The 22101-nt window shown below is 71.8% G+C and carries 20 protein-coding genes; 7 read left to right on the top strand and 13 right to left on the bottom strand.

Annotated elements, in window-relative coordinates:
- Window positions 1-26: 26 nt before the first annotated feature.
- Window positions 27-1412 carry a sensor histidine kinase gene (locus AC07DO_RS31770; RefSeq protein ID WP_479064491.1) on the bottom strand — a complete coding sequence of 462 codons (1386 nt, stop codon included), beginning with the start codon at window positions 1410-1412 and terminating at the stop codon, window positions 27-29.
- Between the two features lie 70 nt (window positions 1413-1482).
- Entirely contained in the window at window positions 1483-2160 is a 678-nt protein-coding gene (locus AC07DO_RS31765; RefSeq protein WP_479064489.1) for a response regulator transcription factor, read from the bottom strand.
- Window positions 2161-2644: 484 nt separating this feature from the next.
- Between AC07DO_RS31765 and AC07DO_RS31760 the strand changes: the two genes are divergently transcribed.
- The 5 genes from AC07DO_RS31760 (at window position 2645) to AC07DO_RS31740 (ending at window position 8285) form a co-directional block, all read left to right on the top strand.
- Entirely contained in the window at window positions 2645-4378 is a 1734-nt protein-coding gene (locus AC07DO_RS31760) for an ABC transporter permease (protein ID WP_479064487.1), read from the top strand.
- 113 nt (window positions 4379-4491) lie between these two features.
- The gene (locus AC07DO_RS31755) at window positions 4492-5838 is read left to right on the top strand and encodes an ABC transporter ATP-binding protein (protein WP_479064485.1); all 1347 of its coding nucleotides are present in this window, start codon (window positions 4492-4494) and stop codon (window positions 5836-5838) included.
- A complete protein-coding gene (locus tag AC07DO_RS31750; RefSeq protein WP_479064483.1) occupies window positions 5835-6050 on the top strand; it encodes a hypothetical protein in 216 nt (71 codons plus the stop codon). Before AC07DO_RS31755 ends, AC07DO_RS31750 begins: the two co-directional genes overlap by 4 nt.
- A 16-nt stretch (window positions 6051-6066) precedes the next feature.
- A complete protein-coding gene (locus AC07DO_RS31745; RefSeq protein ID WP_479064481.1) occupies window positions 6067-6984 on the top strand; it encodes an endonuclease/exonuclease/phosphatase family protein in 918 nt (305 codons plus the stop codon).
- A gap of 194 nt (window positions 6985-7178) precedes the next feature.
- Window positions 7179-8285: a hypothetical protein gene (locus AC07DO_RS31740; RefSeq protein ID WP_479064479.1), complete on the top strand. Its 1107-nt coding sequence runs from the start codon at window positions 7179-7181 to the stop codon at window positions 8283-8285.
- Between the two features lie 67 nt (window positions 8286-8352).
- Here AC07DO_RS31740 and AC07DO_RS31735 read toward each other — a convergent pair whose 3' ends face one another.
- Entirely contained in the window at window positions 8353-8991 is a 639-nt protein-coding gene (locus tag AC07DO_RS31735; protein WP_479064477.1) for an HD domain-containing protein, read from the bottom strand.
- A gap of 112 nt (window positions 8992-9103) precedes the next feature.
- Between AC07DO_RS31735 and AC07DO_RS31730 the strand changes: the two genes are divergently transcribed.
- Window positions 9104-10114 carry a GlxA family transcriptional regulator gene (locus AC07DO_RS31730; protein ID WP_479064475.1) on the top strand — a complete coding sequence of 337 codons (1011 nt, stop codon included), beginning with the start codon at window positions 9104-9106 and terminating at the stop codon, window positions 10112-10114.
- Here the strand turns inward: AC07DO_RS31730 and AC07DO_RS31725 are convergent.
- From AC07DO_RS31725 to AC07DO_RS31690, 8 genes are all read right to left on the bottom strand, one after another.
- Window positions 10096-12342, bottom strand: coding sequence for a glycoside hydrolase family 95 protein (locus tag AC07DO_RS31725; RefSeq protein WP_479064473.1), 2247 nt, complete (start codon window positions 12340-12342; stop codon window positions 10096-10098). The genes AC07DO_RS31730 and AC07DO_RS31725 overlap by 19 nt on opposite strands.
- Before the next feature lie 294 nt (window positions 12343-12636).
- Entirely contained in the window at window positions 12637-13137 is a 501-nt protein-coding gene (locus tag AC07DO_RS31720) for a hypothetical protein (RefSeq protein ID WP_150187755.1), read from the bottom strand.
- Window positions 13138-13528: 391 nt separating this feature from the next.
- Window positions 13529-14458, bottom strand: a complete 930-nt coding sequence (locus AC07DO_RS31715) for a universal stress protein (protein ID WP_479064892.1) — start codon at window positions 14456-14458, stop codon at window positions 13529-13531.
- Window positions 14459-14617: 159 nt separating this feature from the next.
- Complete coding sequence (locus AC07DO_RS31710) at window positions 14618-14860, bottom strand: DUF397 domain-containing protein (RefSeq protein ID WP_479064471.1); 243 nt, start codon at window positions 14858-14860, stop codon at window positions 14618-14620.
- Between the two features lie 111 nt (window positions 14861-14971).
- On the bottom strand, window positions 14972-16138 hold the full coding sequence (locus AC07DO_RS31705) for a thiolase domain-containing protein (protein ID WP_479064469.1): 1167 nt from the start codon (window positions 16136-16138) through the stop codon (window positions 14972-14974).
- A complete protein-coding gene (locus AC07DO_RS31700) occupies window positions 16131-17195 on the bottom strand; it encodes a thiolase domain-containing protein (RefSeq protein WP_479064467.1) in 1065 nt (354 codons plus the stop codon). The genes AC07DO_RS31705 and AC07DO_RS31700 overlap by 8 nt, the downstream gene beginning before the upstream one ends.
- Window positions 17196-18212, bottom strand: a complete 1017-nt coding sequence (locus AC07DO_RS31695; RefSeq protein WP_479064465.1) for a Zn-ribbon domain-containing OB-fold protein — start codon at window positions 18210-18212, stop codon at window positions 17196-17198. It abuts the gene before it with no gap.
- Between the two features lie 99 nt (window positions 18213-18311).
- The gene (locus AC07DO_RS31690; RefSeq protein WP_479064460.1) at window positions 18312-19124 is read right to left on the bottom strand and encodes a crotonase/enoyl-CoA hydratase family protein; all 813 of its coding nucleotides are present in this window, start codon (window positions 19122-19124) and stop codon (window positions 18312-18314) included.
- Window positions 19125-19334: 210 nt separating this feature from the next.
- Between AC07DO_RS31690 and AC07DO_RS31685 the strand changes: the two genes are divergently transcribed.
- Window positions 19335-21011, top strand: a complete 1677-nt coding sequence (locus tag AC07DO_RS31685; protein WP_479064455.1) for an acyl-CoA synthetase — start codon at window positions 19335-19337, stop codon at window positions 21009-21011.
- Here the strand turns inward: AC07DO_RS31685 and AC07DO_RS31680 are convergent.
- A complete protein-coding gene (locus AC07DO_RS31680; RefSeq protein ID WP_479064453.1) occupies window positions 20985-21182 on the bottom strand; it encodes a hypothetical protein in 198 nt (65 codons plus the stop codon). The two genes, AC07DO_RS31685 and AC07DO_RS31680, sit on opposite strands and share 27 nt — an antisense overlap.
- Before the next feature lie 362 nt (window positions 21183-21544).
- Window positions 21545-21937, bottom strand: coding sequence for a hypothetical protein (locus AC07DO_RS31675; RefSeq protein ID WP_479064450.1), 393 nt, complete (start codon window positions 21935-21937; stop codon window positions 21545-21547).
- Window positions 21938-22101: the final 164 nt, after the last annotated feature.

Raw genomic sequence — 22101 nt, 5'->3', positions numbered from 1 at the left:
GCGAAGGAACCCTCAGGAAGGGGGCTTCAGGAGCGGGGTGGCGAATCCGCCGCCGGGAGTCGGAGTGCCAGGCGTGCGCCGCGCCCGCCCGGCTCCACCCGCAGGCTCCCGCCGTGGGCGCGGGCGATCTCGCGGGCGATGGCGAGCCCGAGACCCGTGCCGCCGCTGGCCCGGTTGCGGTCCGCCTCCAGCCGCGTGAACCGGTTGAAGACCTCTTCCGTCGCCTCGGGCGGGATGCCGGGCCCGTCGTCGGCCACTTCGAGCAGGGCCGTGCCGTCGGCGCGGTCCGTCGCCGTGCTGACGCGCACCTCGGAGTCGGCGAACCGCTGGGCGTTGTCCAGGAGGTTCGCGAGCAGCCGCTCCAGCTGTCCGGGGTCGGCGCGTACGAGAACCGGGTCGTCGGCCGGTACGAGGAGCAGCGGAACCCGCGCCGAACGCCGGCGGGCGATCAGCTCGGCCGCGAGCAGCGACAGGTCGACGAGCTCCACGTTCGGCGGCTGCTGTGCGTCGAGCCGGGCGAGGAGCAGGAGGTCGGCGGCGATCCGCTCCAGCCGTACGGTCGAGTCGAGTGCCTGTCCGAGAGAGGCCGCCGTGTCGGGGTCCGGCTTGTTGAGGAGGGCGAGTTCGAGTTCGGCGCGGGCCGCGGCGATGGGGTTGCGCAGCTCGTGCGAGGCGTCGGCGACGAACTGACGCTGCCGGGTGACGGAGTGCTCGAGGCGTTGCAGCGTGTCGTTGACGGTCTCGGCGAGCCTGGTGATCTCGTCCTGGCCGCCCGGCGCGGGCACCCGGCGGCTGAGCCGGTCCGCGGAGACGGCGACGAGCTCTCTGCGCATGGACTCGACGGGCCGCAGCGCGGCGCCGGTCACCGACCAGGCGATGAGTCCGGTGAGCAGGACGACCAGCGGGCCGCCGACGAGGACCGTGACGCCGAGGGCCCGCTCGGCGTCGGCCACGGCGTCGAGGACGGTCAGCGCGTAGACGTAGAGGTCGCCGTCACCGCTCGGCGAAGGGGTGCGGACGACCGCGACGACGCTGGTGTGGCTGGCCAGCGCGGGGGCGGCGGCGAAGTCACGTACCGCCGAGTCCTCCCCCCGTCCGGGACGGAACGCCGCGAGGACGGCGGCGCGGGCGGCGGGGTGCGGGGCGGTGCTGGCGAGCGGCCGCCCGTGGTCGTCGAGGACGAGCACGGCGTCCACACCGCCGTCGGGCTCCGGCAGGTCGCCGTGCGGGCGCCCCTGCTTGGCCGCGACGTCCGCGGCGGCCTGGCGGGCGGCGAGTTCGGTGCGGGCGCCCGCGTTGTCGACCAGGTTGCCGCGCAGGGTGACGTACAACCAGCCGCCGCCGATGGAGAGGGCCACGACCATGATGAGGACGGCCGCGGCGGTGGCCCGGCCCCGGAGCGTGCGGGGCATGCGGGGGCGCAGACCACGGCCCCTACGGGGTCCGCGGTTTCCGACGCCTGCGCGCGCGTCGTCGGCCCTGTCAGGGGGCATCGGGAGCCAGCCGGTAGCCGATGCCCCGCACGGTGCGGATGGTGTGCCTGCCGAAGGGCGCGTCGACCTTCTTGCGCAGCGAGCTGACGTACACCTCGACGATGTTGGGGTCGAGGTCGGACGGCGAGTCCCACACCTCGTCGAGGATGTCCTGCTTGGAGACCGTGCCGCCGTCCGCGGCCAGCAGGCAGCCGAGCACCTCGACCTCCCGCGCGGTCAGCTCGACCGTCTGCTCGCCTCGCTTGCAGAGCCGTGCGACGACGTCGAGGGTGAGGTCGCCGACCTGGAGGGTCGCGGGGCGCTCGCGTCCGGCGCGGCGGCCGAGGGCGCGCAGCCTGGCGAGGAGTACGACGAGGGAGAACGGCTTGGTCAGGTAGTCGTCCGCGCCCGCGTCGAGACCGTCGGCCTCGTCGTACTCGCTGTCCTTGGCGGTGAGGATCAGGACGAGGGCGTGCTCGTCGTGGGTGCGCAGCCTGCGGCAGACCTCCAGACCGCTGAGTCCCGGCAGCATCAGATCCAGCACGATCACGTCGTAGCCGCCGGTCAGCGCCAGCTCCAGTCCGGTGTGCCCGTCATGGGCGACGTCCACCCAGTGGCCGTCCGAGGAGATGGCCCGGCGCAGGGTGTCGGCGAGTGCGTGCTCGTCTTCGATGACCAGGATCTTCACGGTGCAAATATCACATATCCAGTAAATACGGCGCGGACCTCCCACCCTATGCCGCCGTTCCTGAGCGCTTCCTGAGGACCTGAACCGGCCGAGGCGCCTGAACCGGCCGAGGAGCCAGAAGCCGGAGAGGGAGGCGAAGCTGAAGAGGGACTCAGGTCGCTCAGGTTCTCTTCAGCGGCGTGGCGCGATCCTTTGGGGGCCGGTGGCGAGAAACGCGCTGCCCGAGGATGTGAGGAGGTGGTCGTTGTGCTCTACGGCGACCCTCCCAGTCGTGTGTCCCGCTGCTCCATGCGTGTCGTCACCGCTGGACAGCCGTGGCGGACCGCCGACTGACGTACACCGTCACGGCGAGCTCCCGCCTTCGCTTCCCCTCCCCCTCCCGCTTCCGGGCCTTCCGTGCTCGGTGTCGTCCGCGCCGTGCAGCCGTGCCGCTGCGCCATTGCGCCGTCGTGCCGTCGTGCCCGCAGAACCTTCGGGTGTCCCCATGTCCAAGCTCCGTCAGTTCCCCTCCCGCGGCGCCGTGCGCGTCGCCCGTATGCGCCCCGTGGACCTCCTCGTCCTACTCGGGGTCGTCGCGCTCTTCTACGTCGTGGCCCGCGTCGGCGCCTCGGCCGACCAGCCCTACGACGTCGACGAGCCCCCGGTCGTCTCCACCGATCCGGACGAGCTGCCCTACTACGCGGTGCGCTCTCTGCTGCGGATGTTCGCCGGGCTCGTGCCCGCCGTGCTCTTCACCTTCGTCTTCGGCACCTGGGCGGCCCGCTCGCGGCGCGCGGCGAAGGTGATCGTGCCGGCCGTCGACATCCTGCAGTCGGTGCCGGTCCTCACCTTCCTGAGCATCACCGTCACCGGTTTCATCGCGATGTTTCCCGGCTCCACCCTGGGGCTCGAACTCGCCTCCGTCTTCGCCGTGTTCACCGCGCTGGTGTGGAACATGGCGATGGCGTTCTACCAGTCCCTCATCACCCAGTCCAAGGAACTGGACGAGGCGGCACGGCTGATGCGCCTCACCCGCTGGCAGCGGTTCTGGAAGGTGGACGTGCCCAGCGGCATGATCGCCCAGGTCTGGAACGGCATGATCAGCTTCGGGGCCGCGTGGTTCGCGCTGTCCGCCTCCGAGACGATCAGTGTCAACGGCAGCGACAACGGGCTGCCGGGCGTGGGCTCCTACGTCGCGCAGGCCCTGGACAACGGCGAAGGCATGCGCGTCGCGCTTGCCGTCGTGGTCATGATCGCGATGGTCGTGTCCGTGAACTTCTTCTTCTGGCGGCCGGTCACCGCCTGGGCGGAGCGGTTCCGCACCGAGGACTGCGAGCTCGCCGAGCAGCCCCGCAGCTGGTTCCTCGACCTGCTGCGCCGCTCCACGGTGCCGTCGCTGCTCGGCCGCATGACGCGCCCGGCCGGCGAGCGGCTCGACCGCGCCATGCGTGTCCTCGGCACCAGCCCCGGGCGGCTGCACCACGATCCGGTCCGCCGCAAGCGCGCCGACCTCGCCTTCTACGTGCTGTATGGCGCCGCGGTAGCGGCCATCCTGTGGCAGGCCTGCACGTACATCCTGGACAACGTCCCGGCCGGCGAGATCGGGCACGCGGCCCGGCTCGCGCTGGTCACGTACGGCCGCGTGATGATCCTCGTGGTGTTCTCCACGCTCGTCTGGGTGCCGGTCGGTGCCTGGATCGGCATGAACCCGAGGGTCAACCGGATCGCCCAGCCGATCGTCCAGGTGCTCGCCTCCTTCCCGTCGAACTTCCTCTTCCCGCTCGCCGTCGTGGTGCTCGGCGCCTCGGGCATCTCGCTGAACTGGGGTGCCATCGTGCTGATGGCGCTCGGTGCCCAGTGGTACGTCCTGTTCAACGTGATCGCCGGCGCGAGCTCCATCCCCGGTGATCTGCGCGAGGCCTCCGACGACCTGGGGCTGCGTGGTTGGCTGCGCTGGAAGAAGCTGATCCTGCCCGCGGTCATCCCGTCGTACACGACCGGTGCGCTGGCCGCGTCCGGCGGGGCCTGGAACGCCTCGATCCCCGGCGAGCTCGTCGGTTACGGCTCGACGACGCTGACCGCCGTCGGCATCGGCGCCTACATCACGCAGGCCACGGACTCGGGCGACTTCGCCCGCAACTTCCTGGGTGCGGTCCTGATGAGCGTCTACGTCGTCATCATCAACCGGCTGCTGTGGCGACGGCTGTACCGGTTCGCGCAGAAGCGGTGCGCGCTGTGACCGGGCGCCGCAGGTACCGGGCCCGCAGGCACCGGGCCCGCGCTCACCAGCTGTGCGTGCCCCGTCGCCGCCACCTTCACCACCCCCTCACCCCGTCGCCGAGGAGCGATTCCATGAACAACACCTCAGCCGTTGCCATCGCCCCTGCCACCGACACCGCGGTCATCGCCGTCCGCGGGCTGCACAAGCACTTCCCCTCCCCCACCGGCGGCGTCCTGCCGGTCCTCCAGGACATCGACCTGACCGTGCGCGAGGGCGAGATCGTCGCGCTCCTGGGCAAATCCGGTTCCGGCAAGTCGACGCTGCTGCGCCACATCGCGGGCCTCCTCGCCCCGTCCACCGGCACGGTCCACTACCGCGGCAGGCCGGTGAACGGCCCCAACCCGGGTACGGCCATGCTGTTCCAGTCGTTCGCCCTCATGCCGTGGCTCACGGTCCAGCAGAACGTCGAACTCGGTCTGCAGGCACAGGGCGTCGAGCCGAGCGCGCGCCGGGCACGGGCCCTCGCGGCCATCGACATGGTCGGCCTCGACGGCTTCGAGAACGCCTACCCCAAGGAGCTCTCCGGCGGCATGCGCCAGCGGGTCGGCTTCGCGCGCGCCCTGGTCGTCGAGCCGGACGTGCTCCTGATGGACGAGCCGTTCTCCGCCCTCGACGTACTGACCGCGCAGACCCTGCGCAACGAACTCATCGAACTGCTCACGCGCCCCGGAAGCCCCACCCGTACCGCCCTCCTGGTCACCCACTCCATCGAGGAGGCCGTCCAGCTCGCCGACCGCATCCTGATCCTCGGCACCGACCCCGGCACCATCGAGGTCGAACTGCGGGTGGACCTCCCGCGCCCCCGCAACCGCCGCACCCGCGGCTTCGAAGCGCTCATCGAGGACGCGTACGAATGCCTGACCGGCGAACGGGCCGGACTCCCGCCCGCCCTCGGCACGCACGACCCGCTCCGGGTCGCCGCTCCCCTGCCGCACGCCGACGTGGAGCAGCTCACCGGACTCCTGGAGGAACTCGACAGCCGGGGCGGCTCGGTGGACCTCCCGTCTCTCGCGGACGCGCTGAACTACGAGGTCGACGACCTGATGCCGTTGGTGGAGGCCGCGGAAACACTCGCCTATGCCCGGATCAGGACCGGTGAGCTGCGCCTGACCACCACCGGCAGCGGCTTCGCCTGCGCCGACATCCTCACCCGCAAGCGTCTCTTCGCCGCCGCCGTACTCGCCAACGTCCCGCTCATCGCCACCATCCGTACGCTCCTCACGGCGTCCGACAGCGGGCGTCTGCGGGAGCACCACGTCATGGAACGGCTGCGCGCGAGCTCCTCGGACCAGGCGTCGCGGCAGCAGCTCAACACCGCCATCACGTGGGGCCGTTACGCCGAGCTCTTCGAGTACGACGCCCGTGACCGCGTCCTGCTGCTGCCGCGCGAGGACCACGCGGCGGGAGACGAGCGATGACGTCGCGCGAGTCCCTGCGGGCCGCGGTCGCCCTCGTCGCGGTCGCCGCCGTCCTGCTGGCCGCGGTGACCACCGCTGCTCCCGGGACGGCCCGGCTGCTCTGCGGTGTGCTGCTCGGGGCCTCGGTCACGGCGGTGGCGTTCGCCCTGGTGGGCTGGGGTGTGGCCGGTCGGGGCGCGGCCGGTCGGCGCGCCGGCGGCGGCGACTTCTGAGGGGGCGGCACCGACGATGCGTATCGCCCTCTCCGCCCTCCTTCTCACGGCGCTCCTGGTGTTCCCCGGCGTGCTGCCCAACACGCCGGGGCACCTGGGGAGTCTGGTGGAGACCGCGCTGCCGTGGTTCGGCCTCGGCATTCCGCTCCTGCTGGCGGCGGCAGCGGTGCGCCGTTCCCTCAAGGGGCTCGCCTTCGCCCTGGTCCCAACGGTCGCCTGGGCCGTCCTGTTCGGCCCGAGCCTCGTCCCACCCTCCGAACCGGCGCTCGGCCGTACCGACTTCCAGGCCCTCACCCTCAACGTCGGCGGCGACCGCACCGCGCCGCGCGAGGTGGCCCGCGACATCCTCGCCACCGACGCCGATGTGGTGGCCCTGGAGAAGGTGCCGAGCGACGCCATGAGAACGTACGAGCAGGAGCTGCGCGCCGCCTATCCGCACCGTGCGACGGGCGACACGCTCGGCCTGTGGTCCCGGTACCCGCTGCACGGAGTCGAGCGGCTCGACCTGGGCGGTGCCTGGCCGCACGCGGTGCGGGCCGTCGCCCGCACGCCCATCGGCGACACGGCGGTGTACGCGGTGCGGCTGCCGTCCGTGCGGGTCACCGTCCGCGAGGGCTTCACCGTGCGGCAGCGTGACGCGAGCGCGGCCCGGCTGGCCGAGCGGGTCGCCCGGGACCGCGCACGACGCGTGGTGGTCCTCGGCGACCTCAACGGCAGCCTGCGGGACCGGGGGCTCGCCCCGCTGACCCGTGGGCTGCGCCCCGCGAGCGGCGGGTCGGGCCACGGCATGGGCTTCACCTGGCCCGCGGCGTTCCCCGTCGTCCGGCTCGACCACGTCCTGGTGCGCGGCCTCGCGTCGACGGGGGCGACGGTCCTCCCGGACCTGGGCAGCGACCACCGGCCGGTCCTCACCGGACTGCGCGCCACCCGATGAGGCCAGGCTCCGCCTCGTCTGCCGCCGGGTGGGTCGCTGTCGACGCACCCGCGGCGCCCGCGATCATGCTGACGGTGGCCAGAGGGCCAAAGGCCCCCGCCTTGAGGACCTTTGGCCGGGCGATCGAGGGTTCCGGACTGTGACGATCAAGATGTAGCCAAAGATCATCCGTCACCGTGAGAAAGGGTGCCCCGATGACCTCCCTCTCGGACTCGGACAATCCGCTCGTCCACGGCTTTCTGCCGCAGCGGCTCCCGGCCCCGAACCTCGCCGGAGGCTGGACGGATCTGGACGCGCTGGCCCACGCGGCCGCCGCGGCGCCGTGCCGGGAGGAGGCCCGCCTCCTCGTCGAAGCCGCTTGCCGGACGACGGAGTTGCCCTCGTTGCGTCTCCGTGTCGCCCGGCTGTCGGAGCATCGGGCCAAAGCGGCCGCCATGCGCCTGGCGGTGATCGTGGCGGCCTGCGGGTGGACCGACCTCGACCCGGCGTCGCCCGGGGCCGGACGCGTGGCGAACGAGCAGTTCCTCGCCCTGTGGACGTCCCTCGCCCACCGCAGTGACCACTCCCGGCTCGTCGGACTGCCCACGCTGTCCCTCTTCAACTGGGCGCCGCTGCGCAAACCCGGCCGGGCCCTGCCGGTCGACCAACTGGCCCGTACCGAACCCCTCGTGCCGATCGTGCGCTGGTCGGCCAGGGAGCAGCCGCTGTCCCGCCTGGACCGGCTCATGCTGGCCACGGTGCGCCTGGAGGCCCACGGGGTCTGGCTGTTCCGGCTCGCCGAGACGCTGGCGGGCCGGTCCCCCGGCGACCGCTCCGTCTCCGTCGCACTGTGCCGCATGACCCGCATCCAGCACGCGCTGCACGGGCAACTGCGATCGAGCGCCGTGAAATTGGGTCTGGCGCCCGCGACCGGGCAGCAGTGCGCGGTGCTCGCCTCGATGACCGAGCACGAGGCGCTGGAACCGCCGGTGCTGCTCGCCGCCGACGCCGTGCTCGGCATGGGCGGCCGCATGGGGGCCGGCAGCCGGTGCCAGCAGCGTCGGCACCTCCCCGCCCGGCACCGCGCCTGGCTGTCCACCCTGGACCGCCGCAGCGCCGCCGTCAGAACCCTCGCGCACCGGCGCGGGGCGGACGCGGACGCCTACCGCGACGCCCAGGAGTCGCTGGTCGCGCTGCGCTGCGCGTACGCGGAACTGGTGCGGACCGCCACGCAGCCGCCCGCGACGGGCTGCGCGGGACCGGCGCACCGCATGACCGGTGACGTGCGGCGGCGCGGGATGCCCGTGGACGGCGCGGCCTGACCGACCCCGGGCCGGCCCTGCACGAAGGACGGAGGGCGGAGGACGCAGGGCGGAGGACGGCCGGTCGTCACTCGGGCCAGTCGGAGCCCTTGATGACCTCTACGAAGTCGCCGCGCTCGAAGCCGGGGACGCAGTGCGCCAGCACATCCGCCTTGACGTTGCCGAAGGTGGTCCGCGGACGGTCCTTGATGCCGTCGGCGAACGCGGCGAGGATGCGGTTCTTGAAGTCCGGACGCGGGTGCGCGGCGACCACGGTGGCGCGCTCCTCGTCCGTGACGGCGTCGTACCCGATCCCCAGAACGTCCAGTTCCACGCCTCGGGTGACCAGGGCCACCTCGGGTGCCATGTGCAACGGGATCTCGGGGGTGGTGTGCAGGGCGATGGCCGTCCAGACGCGGTCCGCCCGCTCGCCGCTGATGCCGTGCGTGTGCAGGAAACGGCGGGCCTCGTCCGCGCCGTCGATCTCGAAGCGCTGGTCGGTGCGGCGGAAGCGCTCGGTCAGCCCCAGGTCGTGGAACATCGCTCCTACGTAGAGCAGCTCCGCGTCGAAAGCCAGCCCCTGTTCCCGGCCGCGCAGCGACCCCCACAGGAACACCCGCCGGGAGTGGTCGAAGAGCAGCGGCGCGGCGGCATCGCGCACCAGCTCCGTCGCCTCCCTCGCCAACGCGCTGTCCGGGATCCGAATGCCCGCGATCGTCTCACTCATGAGGTGCGCCTTCCCTTGTCGAAGCCTTGCCGAATCGGTGATGACTCCACCTTCACCCGGTGCCCTAACCTGAAGCCATGTCCGTACAGCCATCAGAACCACAGATTCAGACATGACGCACCGCGTGGCCTTCCTCGTCTTCGACGGTGTGACGCTGCTCGACGTCAGCGGCCCCGTCGAAGTGCTTCACCGGGCGGGACGGCTCGGCTTCCGCTACGAGACGGTGCTGGTCTCGCCCCGCGGCGGCGACGTCACGACGTCCTCGGGGCTCGTGCTGGCCGGATCGGTCGCGGCGGCCGAGGCCGGCCCGCTGGACACCGCCGTGATCGCGGGCGCCGACCGGTTGGCGCTCCAGCCCCTCGACGACGACGTACTGTCAGCAGCCGACGCGCTCGCCCGGCGGGCGGCGCGGGTCGCCTCGGTGTGCAGCGGCGCCTTCGTCCTCGCGGCGCTCGGCCTCCTCGACGGGCGCCGCGCGACCACGCACTGGCAGCACGCGGCGACGCTCGCCCGCCGCTACCCCGAGGTCCGGGTGGAGCCGGACGCCCTCCACATCCGCGACGGCAGATACGTCACCTCGGCGGGCATCAGCGCGGGCATCGACCTGACCCTCGGACTCGTGGAGGACGACCACGGAGCGGACGCCGCCCGGACGATCGCACGTGAACTGGTCGTCTTCATGCAGCGCCCGGGCGGGCAGTCACAGTTCTCCACGGCCCTCGCGACCCCGCCCGCGCGCAACGACGTGCTCCGCTCGCTGACCGCGTCCGTCCTCGCCGACCCGGCCGGCGAGCACAGCCTGCCCGCCATGGCCGCCTCCGCCGCCGTCAGCACCCGGCACCTCGCACGGCTGTTCCGGACCGAGCTGAACACCACGCCGGCCCGCTGGGTCGAACGGGTCCGCCTCGACCACGCACAGCAGCTCCTCCTGGAAGGACACAGCGTCACGGTGGCCGCCCGGCGCAGCGGTCTCGGCAGCGACGAGACGCTCCGCCGCGCCTTCGCCCGTCATCTCGGCACGACACCGAGCGAGTACCGCAGACGCTTCGCCACCGCGCACGGACACGACGTCCCGCCTCCCCGAGAACCCCAGAAGCCCCGGGATCAGATACCGAAGACGTAGCGCTGCCCCGCACGCACCTTCAGCGTCCTCGCCCCGGCACTGAACAGCCCGCTGCGCAACGTCAGTTCACGCGTGCGTGAGGCCCTCAGCACGACACGGGTGGCGCGGCCCGCCGCCCAGTCGATGTCGATCGTCGCGCCGCCGCGGGCCCGCAGGCCGCGCACCGAACCCTCGGGCCACTCCGACGGCAGTGCGGGCAGGATCTCGATCGCGTCGTGCTGGCTCTGCAGCAGCATCTCGACGATGCCCGACGTCGCGCCGAAGTTGCCGTCGATCTGGAACGGGGGGTGGGTGTCCCAGAGGTTGGGCAGCGTCGAGGACTTCAGCTGTTCGCCGAGCATCTTGTGCGCGTGGTCGCCGTCCAGGAGCCGCGCCCAGAAGTTGATTTTCCAGGCCTTGGACCAGCCGGTGCCGCCGTCGCCGCGCGCGTTCAGGGAGACTTTCGCCGCCTCGGCCCACTTGCTGCCGGGTTCGATGTGGCGGCCGGGGTGGAGGGCGTAGAGGTGGGAGACGTGCCGGTGGTCGTCCGTACGGTCGTCCACGTCGGCTTTCCACTCCTGGAGTTGCCCCCAGGAGCCGATGCGCAAGCCGGGGTCCAGCGCGCCCAGAGCCTTCTCCAGTTCGGCGCGGAAGGCCGGTGAGTCCCCCAGGACGCGGGCCGCTTCCAGGGTGTTGGTGAACAGGTCGTGGACGATCTGCTGCGCCATGGCCGCGCCCGCGGTGAAGTCGCCGTGCTCCGGCGAGTAGCTGGGCGTGACGATCAGGGTGCCGTCGCGCGGGTCGGCGCGCAGGTTGTCGAGCCAGAACTCGGCGGCCTCTTTCATCACCGGGTACGCGGTGGTGCGCAGGTAGTCCGTGGAGCCGCCGAAACGGTAGTGCTCGTAGAGCTGCGCGGTGAGCCAGGCCGCGGCTTCGGGGAACCAGAACGCGGTCGACCAGTCGTGGACGCCGGTGAAGCCGTAAGGGTTGGTCTCGTTGTGCACGACCCAGCCGCGGCTGCCGAACATCTCCTTGGCGGTACGTCGCCCGGGAGCGCGCAGGGCCTCGACGAAGCGGTCGTACGGGGCGGTCGTCTCGGGCAGGTTCGCGGCCTCGGCGAGCCAGTAGTTCATCTGCAGGTTGATGTTGGTGTGGTAGTCGGCCGACCAGGGCGGGGTGGTGCTGTTGTTCCAGACACCCTGCAGGTTGGCGGGCAGCGATCCGGCGCGCGAGGAGGCGATGAGGAGGTAGCGGCCGTACTGGAAGAACAGCGCCTCCAGCGCCCGGTCGGCCGCCCGGCCGTCAGTGGTGTCCGCCCCGGTCCCGTACCGCGCGAGCAGCCGGTCCGTGGGCAGGTCGTCGGGCAGCGCCTGGCCGATGTCCAGGGTGACGCGGTCGAACAGGGCGCGGTGGTCGCGCAGATGGCGGGCGCGCAGCGTTCCGTGGCCCGCCGCGACGGCTCTGTCGACGCTGCGGGTGACGGTGGTGTGCGGGTCGGCGCCGCGGTAGCCGGGGTAGGTGTCGGCGTAGTCGGTGCCCGCGGCGAGGACGAACCACACGTGGTCGGCGCCGGTCACGGTGATGCCGCCGTCGTCGTGCGCGGTGCGCGTGCCGCCCTGGTGCCGGACGCGGAGCTGCGCCTCGAACTTCAGCCCGTTGTCGGCGAGTTCACCCCGGACGGTGAGCCGGTCACCGGCCGCCTTCGCGGTGAAGTCGGCGCGGGGTGAGGTGTAGCGGACGGTGCAGGTGACCCGGGCCGGGCGGTCGGCGGAGAGCCGGCCGACGATCACTCCGTCGGGGTACGAGGCGAAGAACTCCCTGCGGTGACGCGTCTGTTCCCGCTCGTACGTGACGGTCGCGAGGCCCTGTCCGAGGTCCAGGGCACGGCGGTACGTGGCGTCGGGCGCGTCCGGGGCGCCGGGGACGTCGATGTGCAGGTCACCGAAGGTCTGGTGGGCGCCGTAGCCGCGCCGGGCCTGGCCGAGCCCGGCCGCGACGTCGTCCGGGGTCAGCCTGCCCTTCGCGTCGAGCTCGTCGCGCACGGCGTCGAGCGCGCCGGGCCTGGGCGTGCGCCAGTTGCCGAAGTCGTAGCCCTCCCGGGAGCCGGGGCCGCCGCTCCACAGGGTCTTCTCGTTGAACTGGAGCCGCTCGGAGGCGAGGGTGCCGAAGACCATGGCGCCGAGGGCGCCGTTACCGATGGGGAGGGCCTCGCGCTCCCAGTCGGCGGCGGGAGCGGCGTACCAGAGCATCGATTCATCGGAGGTGTCACGCTCCGGGGCCCCTCCCTCCCTGGGCTCCTCTGCGACCGCCGAAGCCGCCGGAGCGCCACAGCGAGCACCTCCACTCGCTGCCAGAGCGGCCGCTCCGCCGACTGCGGACTTCATGCTCGTCCTTCGCGTGATCCCCTGAGTCATGACCGGTCACGTTAAAAGTCCGATGACTGGTTGACAAGAGCCCTGCGCGCGCCGTCGGGCCCACGACGCAGAACTGCCCCGTTCCCAGGACGGAACGGGGCAGGACGTGGACGTCGGTCGGTGGTGCTGTCAGCCCTGCTGGAAGAGCTCGGCGGGCAGCGGCTTCAGGAGCGCGTACAGGTCGTCGGTGATCGGCCTGTCCCAGGCGGCGATGGTCACCAGGACGTTGTCGCTGCGGTCGAACTGCACGCAGGAGATCCGGCTCTCGGAGAGCTTGAGGCGGCGCACGATGAGGAGGTTGTCGCCCTGCATCACCGGCACGTCCTCGCTGGAGACGACCGTGACGTCCTCGTCGTTCTCCAGGGCGAGCAGCAGCTGGGCCACCTCGAAGGGCACCTCGCCCTCCGCGGTCTCGCGCGCGGGCGATCCCTCGGGGAGGTTGCCGATGATCATCGCGGGGCCGCGGCCGCCGAACAGGTCGTAGCGCAGGAAGACGCCCTGGCAGCTGCCGTCGGGGGCGGGGAGGAGGCCCGCACCGAGATTGCCGGGCCAGTCACCGGGGTCCATGGCCAGGACATCGAAGTCCGGGCCCGCGGGAGTGGCGGAGCTGCGGCGGCGGAGGAAGGACATGCGCCCATGGTACGTGGCCTGCGGGGCGTTCCGGCGCGGGGGCGGCCGGGCCCCGAAGCACCGAGGCCCGCCCCACCAGCCACGGAGCGAACCCCGTCACCCCTCGACCACAATCACCGCCACCGGACCACAGGCGAAGGACACCCCAGGAGCACCCCAGAACCGCTCCGGCCCGCACCCCGGACGTACTACTCGAAAGGTGGAGCCCCATTGACCGACGGTTCCCCGTCTGCCTGCCGGAGACCGTCGGCCCGCTCGCCGCGCTCAGTGAGCTGTGGCCGCGCGGCAATAGCCTCACCGGTCTGACTCCGTCGCCTGGACCTGCTGGACGCGCTGGAGGGCGGAGGCTGCGTCGTGCTGCGGTGATGCGGTGCGGGCGGCGACGGTTCCGTTACGTTCCTGCGGGCTCCGGCGGTACCACCGCCACCGGGCACGCCGTGTGCAGCAGCACCGCGTGGGTGACCGAGCCGAGGATGCGGCCCGGGGCGAGCCTGCGGCGGTGGCGGCCGACCACCACCAGGTCGGCGGCGTGCGAGGCGTCCACCAGGTGGCGGGCCGCGTCGCCCGGGACGATGTACACGTCCACCGGGACGTCGGGGTGACGTTCGCGGTACGGGGTGAGCAGGTCGTCGGCGAGGTCTGCGTAGTCCCGTTCCGTCTCCTCGTCGGCGACGGCCTTCATCACGAACTCTCCGGCGGGCGTGGAGCTGAGGACCGGCCACGGGTACGCCGCGACGACCTGGAGCCTCGCCCCGCGCCGCCCGGCCTCCGCGAAGGCGAACGCGACGGAGTGCTCGTCCGGCGCGGGCGCCGAGAGGCCGAGGACCACGCGCGGCCCCGGGGCACGGACGTCCGGCGCCGGGACGTCGGGCTCTCGACGGTCTTCGGAAGCCGGACGCGGCACGACCACCACGGGACAAGCCGCCTCCCGCGCACACGCCAGACCGTTCGAGCCCAGCAGCAGGCTGGCGAAGCCGCCCCTGCCGCGGGAGCCGAGGACCAGCAGGCCGGCCCCGGCGCCGAGCCGCGGCAGTTCGCGCCCCGGGACGCCGTCCACCGTGACGAACTCCAGCTCGGGCAGACCGGCCCGCCCCACGACGGACTCGCGGGCCCGGTCCACCACCGGGTCGCTCTCGCCGCGCTCCACCACGGACGCGAAGGGGCCGTCGACCAGCGGTACGTCGTATCCCCGTACGTGCACGATCCGCAGGGGCACGTCGCGCAGCGCGGCGGCGGCCAGGGCCCACTCCAGGGCGCGGCCGCTGCCCCGCGAACCGTCCACGGCCACGACGACGGGTCGACCGCCGTCCTCCGGCCCCATGCCGCTCACGGACCCACTGCTCACGCTGCCGACCGGTTCGCTGCTCATGGCTCAAGCCTCGTGCAGTCCGGGTCTCGCGGCGAGAGTCGAAGGTCACGTGATCGGCAGGGACCGAAGGCCGGCGCGGCCGCGTGCTCGCGAGCGTGCCGGGTCAGCGGGTCAGGTCAGGTCGAACTCACCCTCCCGGGCGCCGTGGACGAAGGCTCCCCACTCCGCCGGGGTGAAGATCAGGGAAGGGCTCTCCGGGCGGCCGCTGTTGCGCATGGCGATGAAGCCCTCGACGAAGGCGATCTCGACGTCTCCGCGCCCCTCGCTGCTCGATCGCCAGTGCGCCGTGCTGAGGTCGAGCTCCGGCTTGTCCCAGCCCGCGAGCGGATGCTGCTGAGTGGTGCTGTCGGCCACGTCCGTGCTCCTCCCGAATGCGTCGGTCCGGCCGTCAGCCTAGCTTTCGCTCCGGTCGCCGGACAGGCCGCGGCGGCAGGTCCTCGGTCCGTCCGGCGTCGGCGGGTGCCGTCAGCCGGTGGGCGGTTGGGCTCCGACGAGCCACATGGAGAAGAACTGCGAGCCGCCTCCGTAGGCGTGCCCAAGTGCCCTGCGGACGCCGTCCACTTGGTGCTCCCCCGCCTGGCCGCGCACCTGAAGTGCCGCCTCGGCGAAACGGATCATGCCGGAGGCGCCGATGGGATTGGTGGACAGGACGCCGCCCGACATGTTGACCGGCAGGTCGCCGTCCAGTTCCGTGACCCCGGACTCGGTGAGCTTCCAGCCCTCGCCCTCCTCGGCGAAGCCCAGGTTCTCCAGCCACATCGGCTCGTACCAGGAGAACGGCACGTACATCTCGACGGCGTCGATCTCCCGGCGCGGATCCGCGATGCCCGCCTGCCGGTAGACGTCGGCCGCGCAGTCCTTGCCGGCCTGCGGCGAGACGAAGTCCTTGCCCGCGAAGAGCGTCGGCTCGCTGCGCATCGCGCCGCCGTGCATCCAGGCGGGCGGCCGGGGCGAACGGGCCGCGCCCGCGCGGTCGGTGAGGACCATCGCGCAGGCGCCGTCGGACGACGGGCAGGTCTCCGAGTAGCGGATCGGGTCCCAGAGCATGGGTGAGGCCTGGACCTTCTCCAGGGTGATGTCCTGTTCGTGGAGGTGCGCGTACGGGTTCTTCAGGGCGTTGCGCCGGTCCTTGTACGCGACGAGGGAGCCGACCGTGTCAGGGGCGCCCGTGCGCCGCATGTAGGCCCGTACGTGCGGCGCGAAGAAGCCGCCCGCGCCCGCGAGCAGCGGCTGCTGGAAGGGCACGGGCAGCGAGAGGCCCCACATCGCGTTGGATTCCGACTGCTTTTCGAAGGCGAGGGTGAGGACCGTACCGTGGACGCGCCCGGCGACGAGGTTCGCCGCGACGAGCGCCGTGGAACCGCCGACGGAGCCCGCCGTGTGCACGCGAAGCATGGGTTTGCCGACGGCACCGAGCGCGTCGGCGAGGTACAGCTCCGGCATCATGACGCCTTCGAAGAAGTCGGGCGCCTTCCCGATGACGACGGCGTCGATGTCGGCCCAGGTCAACTCGGCGTCCCGCAGGGCGCTTTGGGCGGCTTCGCGGACCAGGCCCGCGATCGACACGTCACGGCGTGCGGCCACGTGCTTGGTCTGGCCGATCCCGACGACCGCCACGGGTTCCTTAGACACGGGTCTCTCCTTCCAGGAGGGCGACCAGGTTCTGCTGGAGGCAGGGGCCGGACGTGGCGTGGGCGACGGCCCGGTCCGAGGCACCGCGGTGGATGCGTGCGGCGGCTTCACCGATCCGGATGAGCCCGGCGGCCATCATGGGGTTGGCGGCGAGCGCGCCGCCGGACGGATTGACGGCGACGTCGTCCGTCAGGCGCAGAGCCTTGCGCAGGACGATTTCCTGCGAGGTGAACGGCGCGTGCAACTCGGCGGTGTCGACGGTCCGTTCAAAGACCCCGGCGCGTTCGGCGGCCAAGCGGGTGGACGGCGAATCGGTGAGGTCGCGCACGCCGAGGCCGTGCGCCTCGATGCGGTGGTCGATGCCGCGGATCCACGCCGGTCGCTCGCAGAGCTCCCGGGCTCGCTCCCCCGCGGCGAGGATGACGGCGGCGGCGCCGTCCCCGACCGGCGGGCAGTCGCCGGTGCGCAGGGGGCGTACGGCGTACTCGCCCTGCGCGACCGAACCGCGCAGCTGCGCGTGCGGGTTGGTGACGGCGGCCGTGCGGCTCCGGCTCGCGACCCCGGCGAGTGCGGGTTCGTCGGTCTCGCCCGCGTCGATCAACGCCTGTGCCTGCAGTGCGGCGAGGGCCACGGAGTCGGGCCAGAGCGGGGCGACGTAGTACGGGTCGAGCTGTCGGGTGAGCACGTCACGCACGGAGCCGGGCGAGGACTTGCCGTAGGAGTAGACGAGCGCGGTGTCGGCCTCGCCGGTCTGCAGTTTCACCCAGGCCTCGTACAGGGCCCAGGCGCCGTCCATCTCGACGTGCGACTCGGAGATCGGCGGCCAGGCGCCCACCCCGTCGAGCGCCATCGTGAAGGAGAAGGCGCGTCCTGCGAGGTAGTCCGATGAGCCGGAGCAGGTGAAGCCGATGTCGCTGGTCTTCAGGCCGGTGGCGGCGAGGACCTCGTGCAGCACCGGCATGAGCATCTCGACCTCGGAGAGCTCGTCGGTGGTGCGCAGGTGGTCGCTCTGCCCGAAGGCGACGACGGCGACGGGCCGCCGCTCGTGGGGCGCCATCTAGACCAGCTCCTTGTACGTGTCGTAGTCGGCGTCGGGTTCACCCGTGGGCCGGTAGTGGTCGGGGAAGCGGCCGCCCTCGGTCCAGACCGGTTCGACGCGCAGTCCCATGCGGACCTGGTCGTAGGGGATGCCCGCGATGCGGGCGTGCAGGGCGAGGTCGGCGCCGTCGAGGGCGATGTGCGCGTAGACGTACGGGACTTCGATGTCGAGGTTCCTCGCCTTGATGTTGACGATGCAGTACGTCGTGACGGTGCCGCGCGGCCCGACCTCCACGCGCTCCACCGTGGCGACCCCGCACGTGGGGCAGGCGCCGCGCGGCGGAACGTACACCTTGCGGCAGGACGGGCACCGCTCGCCGACGGTCCGCCTGTCGGAGAGGGCGGTGATGTAAGCCGACTGGGCGCGGCCCGGCGAGTAGGTGTAGTCGAGCCGTGCGGCTGCGACGATGCCGGTGACGGGTTCGTCGAACACGCCGGTGTGCGGCTCGGGCCGGGACTCCGCAGCGTCACCCTCGTACGCCTCGTACGTCTCGTACGTCTCGTACGTCTCGTACGTCTCGTACGTCTCGTACGTCTCGAAGCAGGCGATGTCCGTGATGGCGCCGACGCGTTCGCCGGCCCAGCGGACGCGGACCCGCATGCCGGTGCGCACGGCGTCGGGGCCGGGCACGTCCAGTGCGTGGAGCAGGGCGGTGTCGGCGCCGTCGAGCTTGACGAGGACCCAGGCGAACGGGGTGTCCAAGGGCTGGCCGCGGCGCGGTTCGTGGTTCCAGGCCCAGGTGGTGACGGTGCCGGTGGTGGCGACCTCGACGAGGTCGCGGATTTCCTCGGCGGTCACGGGGTCGTACTCGACGGGCGGGACGAGGACGCGGCCGTCGCCCGTCCGCACGCCGAGCACGGTGCGTTCGCGCAGTCCGGTGAGGAAGGCGCTCTGCACGGGCCCGAGTGAGCGGGTGAAGGGGAACTCGACGACAAGAGGGGCACGGAGCACTTCTGGGGAGGGGACGGATGTCATGAGGGGACTCCGTTTCCGGGTGAGGGGGCGCCCCGTCGGGGGCGCGGGGAACTGCGCGACCAGCCACATCGGGCCCGCAGTGAAGAGACGGGCTACGACCTACGCGCGCCGGAAGACGGGCGCCCGCTTCTCCGCGAAGGCTTTGGAGCCTTCCTTCGCGTCGGCCGTGTCGAAGACGGGCCACCCCCGTTTCAGCTCGGCGGCGAGGCCGTCCGCCTCGGTCATCTCGGCGGTTTCGTACACGGACGCCTTCACCGCCTCCACGGCGAGCGGCCCGCACGCGTTGATCTGCTCGGCGATGACGAGGGCCTTCTCCAAGGCCGTGCCGTCAGGCACCACGTGCCCGACGAGGCCGATCGCCGCGGCCTCCGCCGCCGAGTAGGGCCGCCCGGTGAGCAGCATCTCCAGGGCGTGCGTACGAGGGATCTGCCGCGGCAGCCGTACGGTGGAACCGCCGATGGGGAAGAGCCCCCGTTTCACCTCGAACAGGCCGAACGTCGCCGACTCCCCCGCCACGCGGACGTCCGTGCCCTGCAGGATCTCCGTGCCGCCCGCCACGCAGTACCCCTCGACCGCGGCGATGACGGGTTTGCGGGGGCGGTGGTGGCGGAGCATCGCCTTCCAGTGGAGATCGGGGTCGGCCTTGAGCCGGTCGCGGTGCTGCTCGCCCTCCATGCCCTTTCCGGCGAGGGCCTTGAGGTCCATGCCCGCGCAGAAGGAGCCGCCGGCGCCGGTGAGCACGATGGAGCGGATCCCGTCGTCCTCGTCGGCCTCGACCCATCCGTCGTACAGGCCGACGAGCATCGCGAGCGACAGTGCGTTCTTCGCTTCGGGCCTGTTCAGCGTGAGTATCAGTGTGGCGCCCTCGCGCCGCACGGAGAGGTGTTCCGTCCCACGTTCCGTCCCACCCATTGCCGTGCTCCCTCCGTCGACGGCCGCCCGCGCGGCCGGCCTGTCGGCTGCAGACCTGGAACAGGTTGCAGTAGCCGGGGAGCCAGTTCAATAGTTTTCTGACACCCAGTCAGTTTTCTTCCGCAGGGGCCCTTCCCACTTGTTGGCCCCTCTGCTCTGATGACCGCCAAGCCAGACATCACTGTGGACGCCGGGGTCAGGAGGAGTGCGGTGGAGTACAACCTTGCCGACCTGTTCGAGTCGGTCGTCGACGTGGTCCCCGACCGCGAGGCGCTCGTCTACATCGACCACCCCGGCACGGGCGCGGAACGCCGCCTCACCTACGCCGAGCTCGACGCGGCCGCCAACCGCGTCGCCCACCACCTCGTCGACAGCGGTCTGCGCCCCGGCGAACACCTGGGCCTGCACCTGTACAACGGCGTCGAGTACCTGCAGACGGTCCTCGGCTGCCTGAAGGCACGTCTCGTACCGGTCAACGTGAACTACCGGTACGTGGAGGAGGAGTTGGTCTACCTCTACCGCGACGCGGACCTCGCGGCGCTCGTCTTCGACGCCGAGTTCACCGAACGGGTCGCGGCGGCGCTGCCGCGCACGGAGAAGCTGCGGCACCTGGTGCGGGTCGGCGAGCCGCCCGCCGACGCTCCCGCGCTCGACGTGGTGGCGTTCGCCGACGCGGAGGCCGCGGGGGCGCCGGAGCGCGGGTTCGGGCCCCGCTCGGCCGACGACCTGTTCATCATCTACACGGGCGGCACGACGGGCATGCCCAAGGGCGTCATGTGGCGCCAGGAGGACCTGTTCTTCGCCGGGCTCTTCGGCGGGGAGCCGGCGGGCGAGCCGGTGAAGCGGCCCGAGGAACTCGCCGAGCGGGTCGCGGCGGGCGGGCCCGGCATCACCTTCTTCCCCGCGCCCCCGCTGATGCACGGCACGTCGACCCTGACGTCGTTCATCGCCTTCAACTACGGGCAGCGGGTCGCCCTGCACCGCAAGTACGTACCCGAGGAATTGCTGCGCACCATCGAGAAGGAGCGGGTGTCCAGCGTCTCGCTGGTCGGCGACGCGATGCTCAGGCCGCTCATCGACGCGCTGCGCGGCCCGCTGGCCGGCACCGACCTGTCCTCGCTGTTCAGCGTCTCCTCGTCCGGGGCGATCATGTCGGAGACCGTTCGCGCCCAGTTCCAGGAGCTCGCGCCGAACGTGCTGCTCCTGAACAACTTCGGCTCCTCCGAGTCGGGCTCCAACGGCAAGGCGACCGACGACTCCGGCCCGGAGAAGGGCTTCCGGCTGGAGGTCAACGAGCGCACGCAGGTGGTGGATCCGGTCACCCACGAGCCGGTGCCGGTGGGCGTGCCGGGCCGACTCGCCCAGCGCGGCCACGTGCCGCTCGGCTACTACAACGACGACAGGAAGACAGCGGAGACGTTCTTCCAGAGGGACGGCGAGCGCTGGGTGCTGCTCGGTGACATGGCCACGGTCGACGAGGACGGCATCGTCACCGTGCTCGGCCGCGGCTCGCAGTGCATCAACACGGGCGGCGAGAAGGTGTACCCGGAGGAGGTCGAGCAGGCCCTCAAGTCGCATCCGGACGTGTACGACGCGCTGGTCGCGGGGGTATCCGACGAGCGGTGGGGCAGCCACGTGGCCGCCGTCGTCCAGCTCAGGGACGGCGCGGCCGGGCTGGACCTGGAGGCGGTGCAGAACCACTGCCGCGCCCTGCTCGCCGGCTACAAGATCCCGCGGTCCGTGGTCTTCACGGGCCACATCCAGCGCTCCCCCAGCGGCAAGGCGGACTACCGCTGGGCCAAGGCGGTGGCCGCCGAGGGGACACATCGGAAAGACGGCCCCGGTTCGTCGACATCCCTGTCAGCAGGGGTCGATGAACCACACTAGGCTCCCGTCACCGAAGTCTCCCTTGGACGGCGCTGCGGGTGTGGTGTAGATGAGCTGACCGGCCTTGTCGTAGAACTTCGCCTTGGTACCTCGGGACTGGTTGTTGAACCAGCTGCTGCCGTTGAGCCCCTCGGGGGCCTCGTGCAGGTGGCAGTCCGTGAACCTGACCACTTGGCCCTTCACGAAGATGCAGAAAGAGCCCGACGGACAGGCTGCTGGGCCCGCTTCAGCGCTGTTCCTGATGGTCGGCTGCGCCGGGGCCGAAGCGGACGTGGCCAGGACTCCGCCGACAGCCAGCGCGGTGGCTGACAGTGCTGTGACAGAGCCGCGGCGGAACTTCGTGCTTCGCATGGTGACACTCCTGGTGTGGTGTCAGCGGGTGGGTGGCGGATGCCCGTGCCGGTCGATCCTGCTGCGCGTGGCCCCGGCACGCGGCCTGTGCCCGGCGCCCCTGAGGGGTTCCGCGGGCACAGGCCGCGCAGCGTCCGTGCGACGCGCCGGCCGCTGTTCAGGCCGAACCGGTGGGGCCCCGGTCAGCAGGCATCGACGTACCAGACAGGGCCCCAGTCACCGTGGGAGTCGGACGACGGAGCTCCGGGTGTGGTGTAGATGAGCTGCTTGCTCTTGTTGTACATCTTCGCCTTGGTGCCGGCGGACTGGTGGTTGTACCAGGAGCCGCCGCTGTTGAGCCCGTCAGGGATCTCCTGCATGTAGCAGTCCTTGAACTTGAACGCCAGCCGCTTGAAGTTCGCGTCCTTGTACCCGCAGAAGTAGTACTTCGGGCAGTCGGAGGGAGCCGCGGCGGCGCTGCTCCCCGTGGAGGGCTGCGCCGGGGCGGAAGCGGAGGTGGCCAGGACTCCGCTGACAGCCAGCGCGGTGGCTGACAGCGCCATGATCGCGCCGCGGCCGAACGTGGTGCTTCGCATGATGGAACTCCTTGGTGTCGTGTCGACGGGACCGGAGCGCCCGGGGCGGTCCGGCACCGATTTCACCCCGCCATGGCGTTGTTCATCAGCCCAGTTCAGTGCGGGTAAACAATCGAGTTCCAGCGGAGACCAGCCGATCGCCGGGGGTTCGTGCCCTGCCGCAC

The organism is Streptomyces sp. NPDC045678 (genome assembly GCF_056432085.1).
This window is presented reverse-complemented; position numbering and strand designations above follow the sequence as displayed.

Excerpts from the sequence above, each read along its gene's own strand:
- AC07DO_RS31770 (WP_479064491.1), bottom strand. The coding sequence starts at position 1,412 with ATGCCCCGCACGCTCCGGGGCCGGGCCACCGCCGCGGCCGTCCTCATC.
- AC07DO_RS31760 (WP_479064487.1), top strand. The coding sequence starts at position 2,645 with ATGTCCAAGCTCCGTCAGTTCCCCTCCCGCGGCGCCGTGCGCGTCGCC.
- AC07DO_RS31755 (WP_479064485.1), top strand. The coding sequence starts at position 4,492 with ATGAACAACACCTCAGCCGTTGCCATCGCCCCTGCCACCGACACCGCG.
- AC07DO_RS31750 (WP_479064483.1), top strand. The coding sequence starts at position 5,835 with ATGACGTCGCGCGAGTCCCTGCGGGCCGCGGTCGCCCTCGTCGCGGTC.
- AC07DO_RS31745 (WP_479064481.1), top strand. The coding sequence starts at position 6,067 with ATGCGTATCGCCCTCTCCGCCCTCCTTCTCACGGCGCTCCTGGTGTTC.
- AC07DO_RS31740 (WP_479064479.1), top strand. The coding sequence starts at position 7,179 with ATGACCTCCCTCTCGGACTCGGACAATCCGCTCGTCCACGGCTTTCTG.
- AC07DO_RS31735 (WP_479064477.1), bottom strand. The coding sequence starts at position 8,991 with ATGAGTGAGACGATCGCGGGCATTCGGATCCCGGACAGCGCGTTGGCG.
- AC07DO_RS31730 (WP_479064475.1), top strand. The coding sequence starts at position 9,104 with ATGACGCACCGCGTGGCCTTCCTCGTCTTCGACGGTGTGACGCTGCTC.
- AC07DO_RS31725 (WP_479064473.1), bottom strand. The coding sequence starts at position 12,342 with ATGCTCTGGTACGCCGCTCCCGCCGCCGACTGGGAGCGCGAGGCCCTC.
- AC07DO_RS31720 (WP_150187755.1), bottom strand. The coding sequence starts at position 13,137 with ATGTCCTTCCTCCGCCGCCGCAGCTCCGCCACTCCCGCGGGCCCGGAC.
- AC07DO_RS31715 (WP_479064892.1), bottom strand. The coding sequence starts at position 14,458 with ATGGGGCCGGAGGACGGCGGTCGACCCGTCGTCGTGGCCGTGGACGGT.
- AC07DO_RS31700 (WP_479064467.1), bottom strand. The coding sequence starts at position 17,195 with ATGGCGCCCCACGAGCGGCGGCCCGTCGCCGTCGTCGCCTTCGGGCAG.
- AC07DO_RS31695 (WP_479064465.1), bottom strand. The coding sequence starts at position 18,212 with ATGACATCCGTCCCCTCCCCAGAAGTGCTCCGTGCCCCTCTTGTCGTC.
- AC07DO_RS31690 (WP_479064460.1), bottom strand. The coding sequence starts at position 19,124 with ATGGGTGGGACGGAACGTGGGACGGAACACCTCTCCGTGCGGCGCGAG.
- AC07DO_RS31675 (WP_479064450.1), bottom strand. The coding sequence starts at position 21,937 with ATGCGAAGCACCACGTTCGGCCGCGGCGCGATCATGGCGCTGTCAGCC.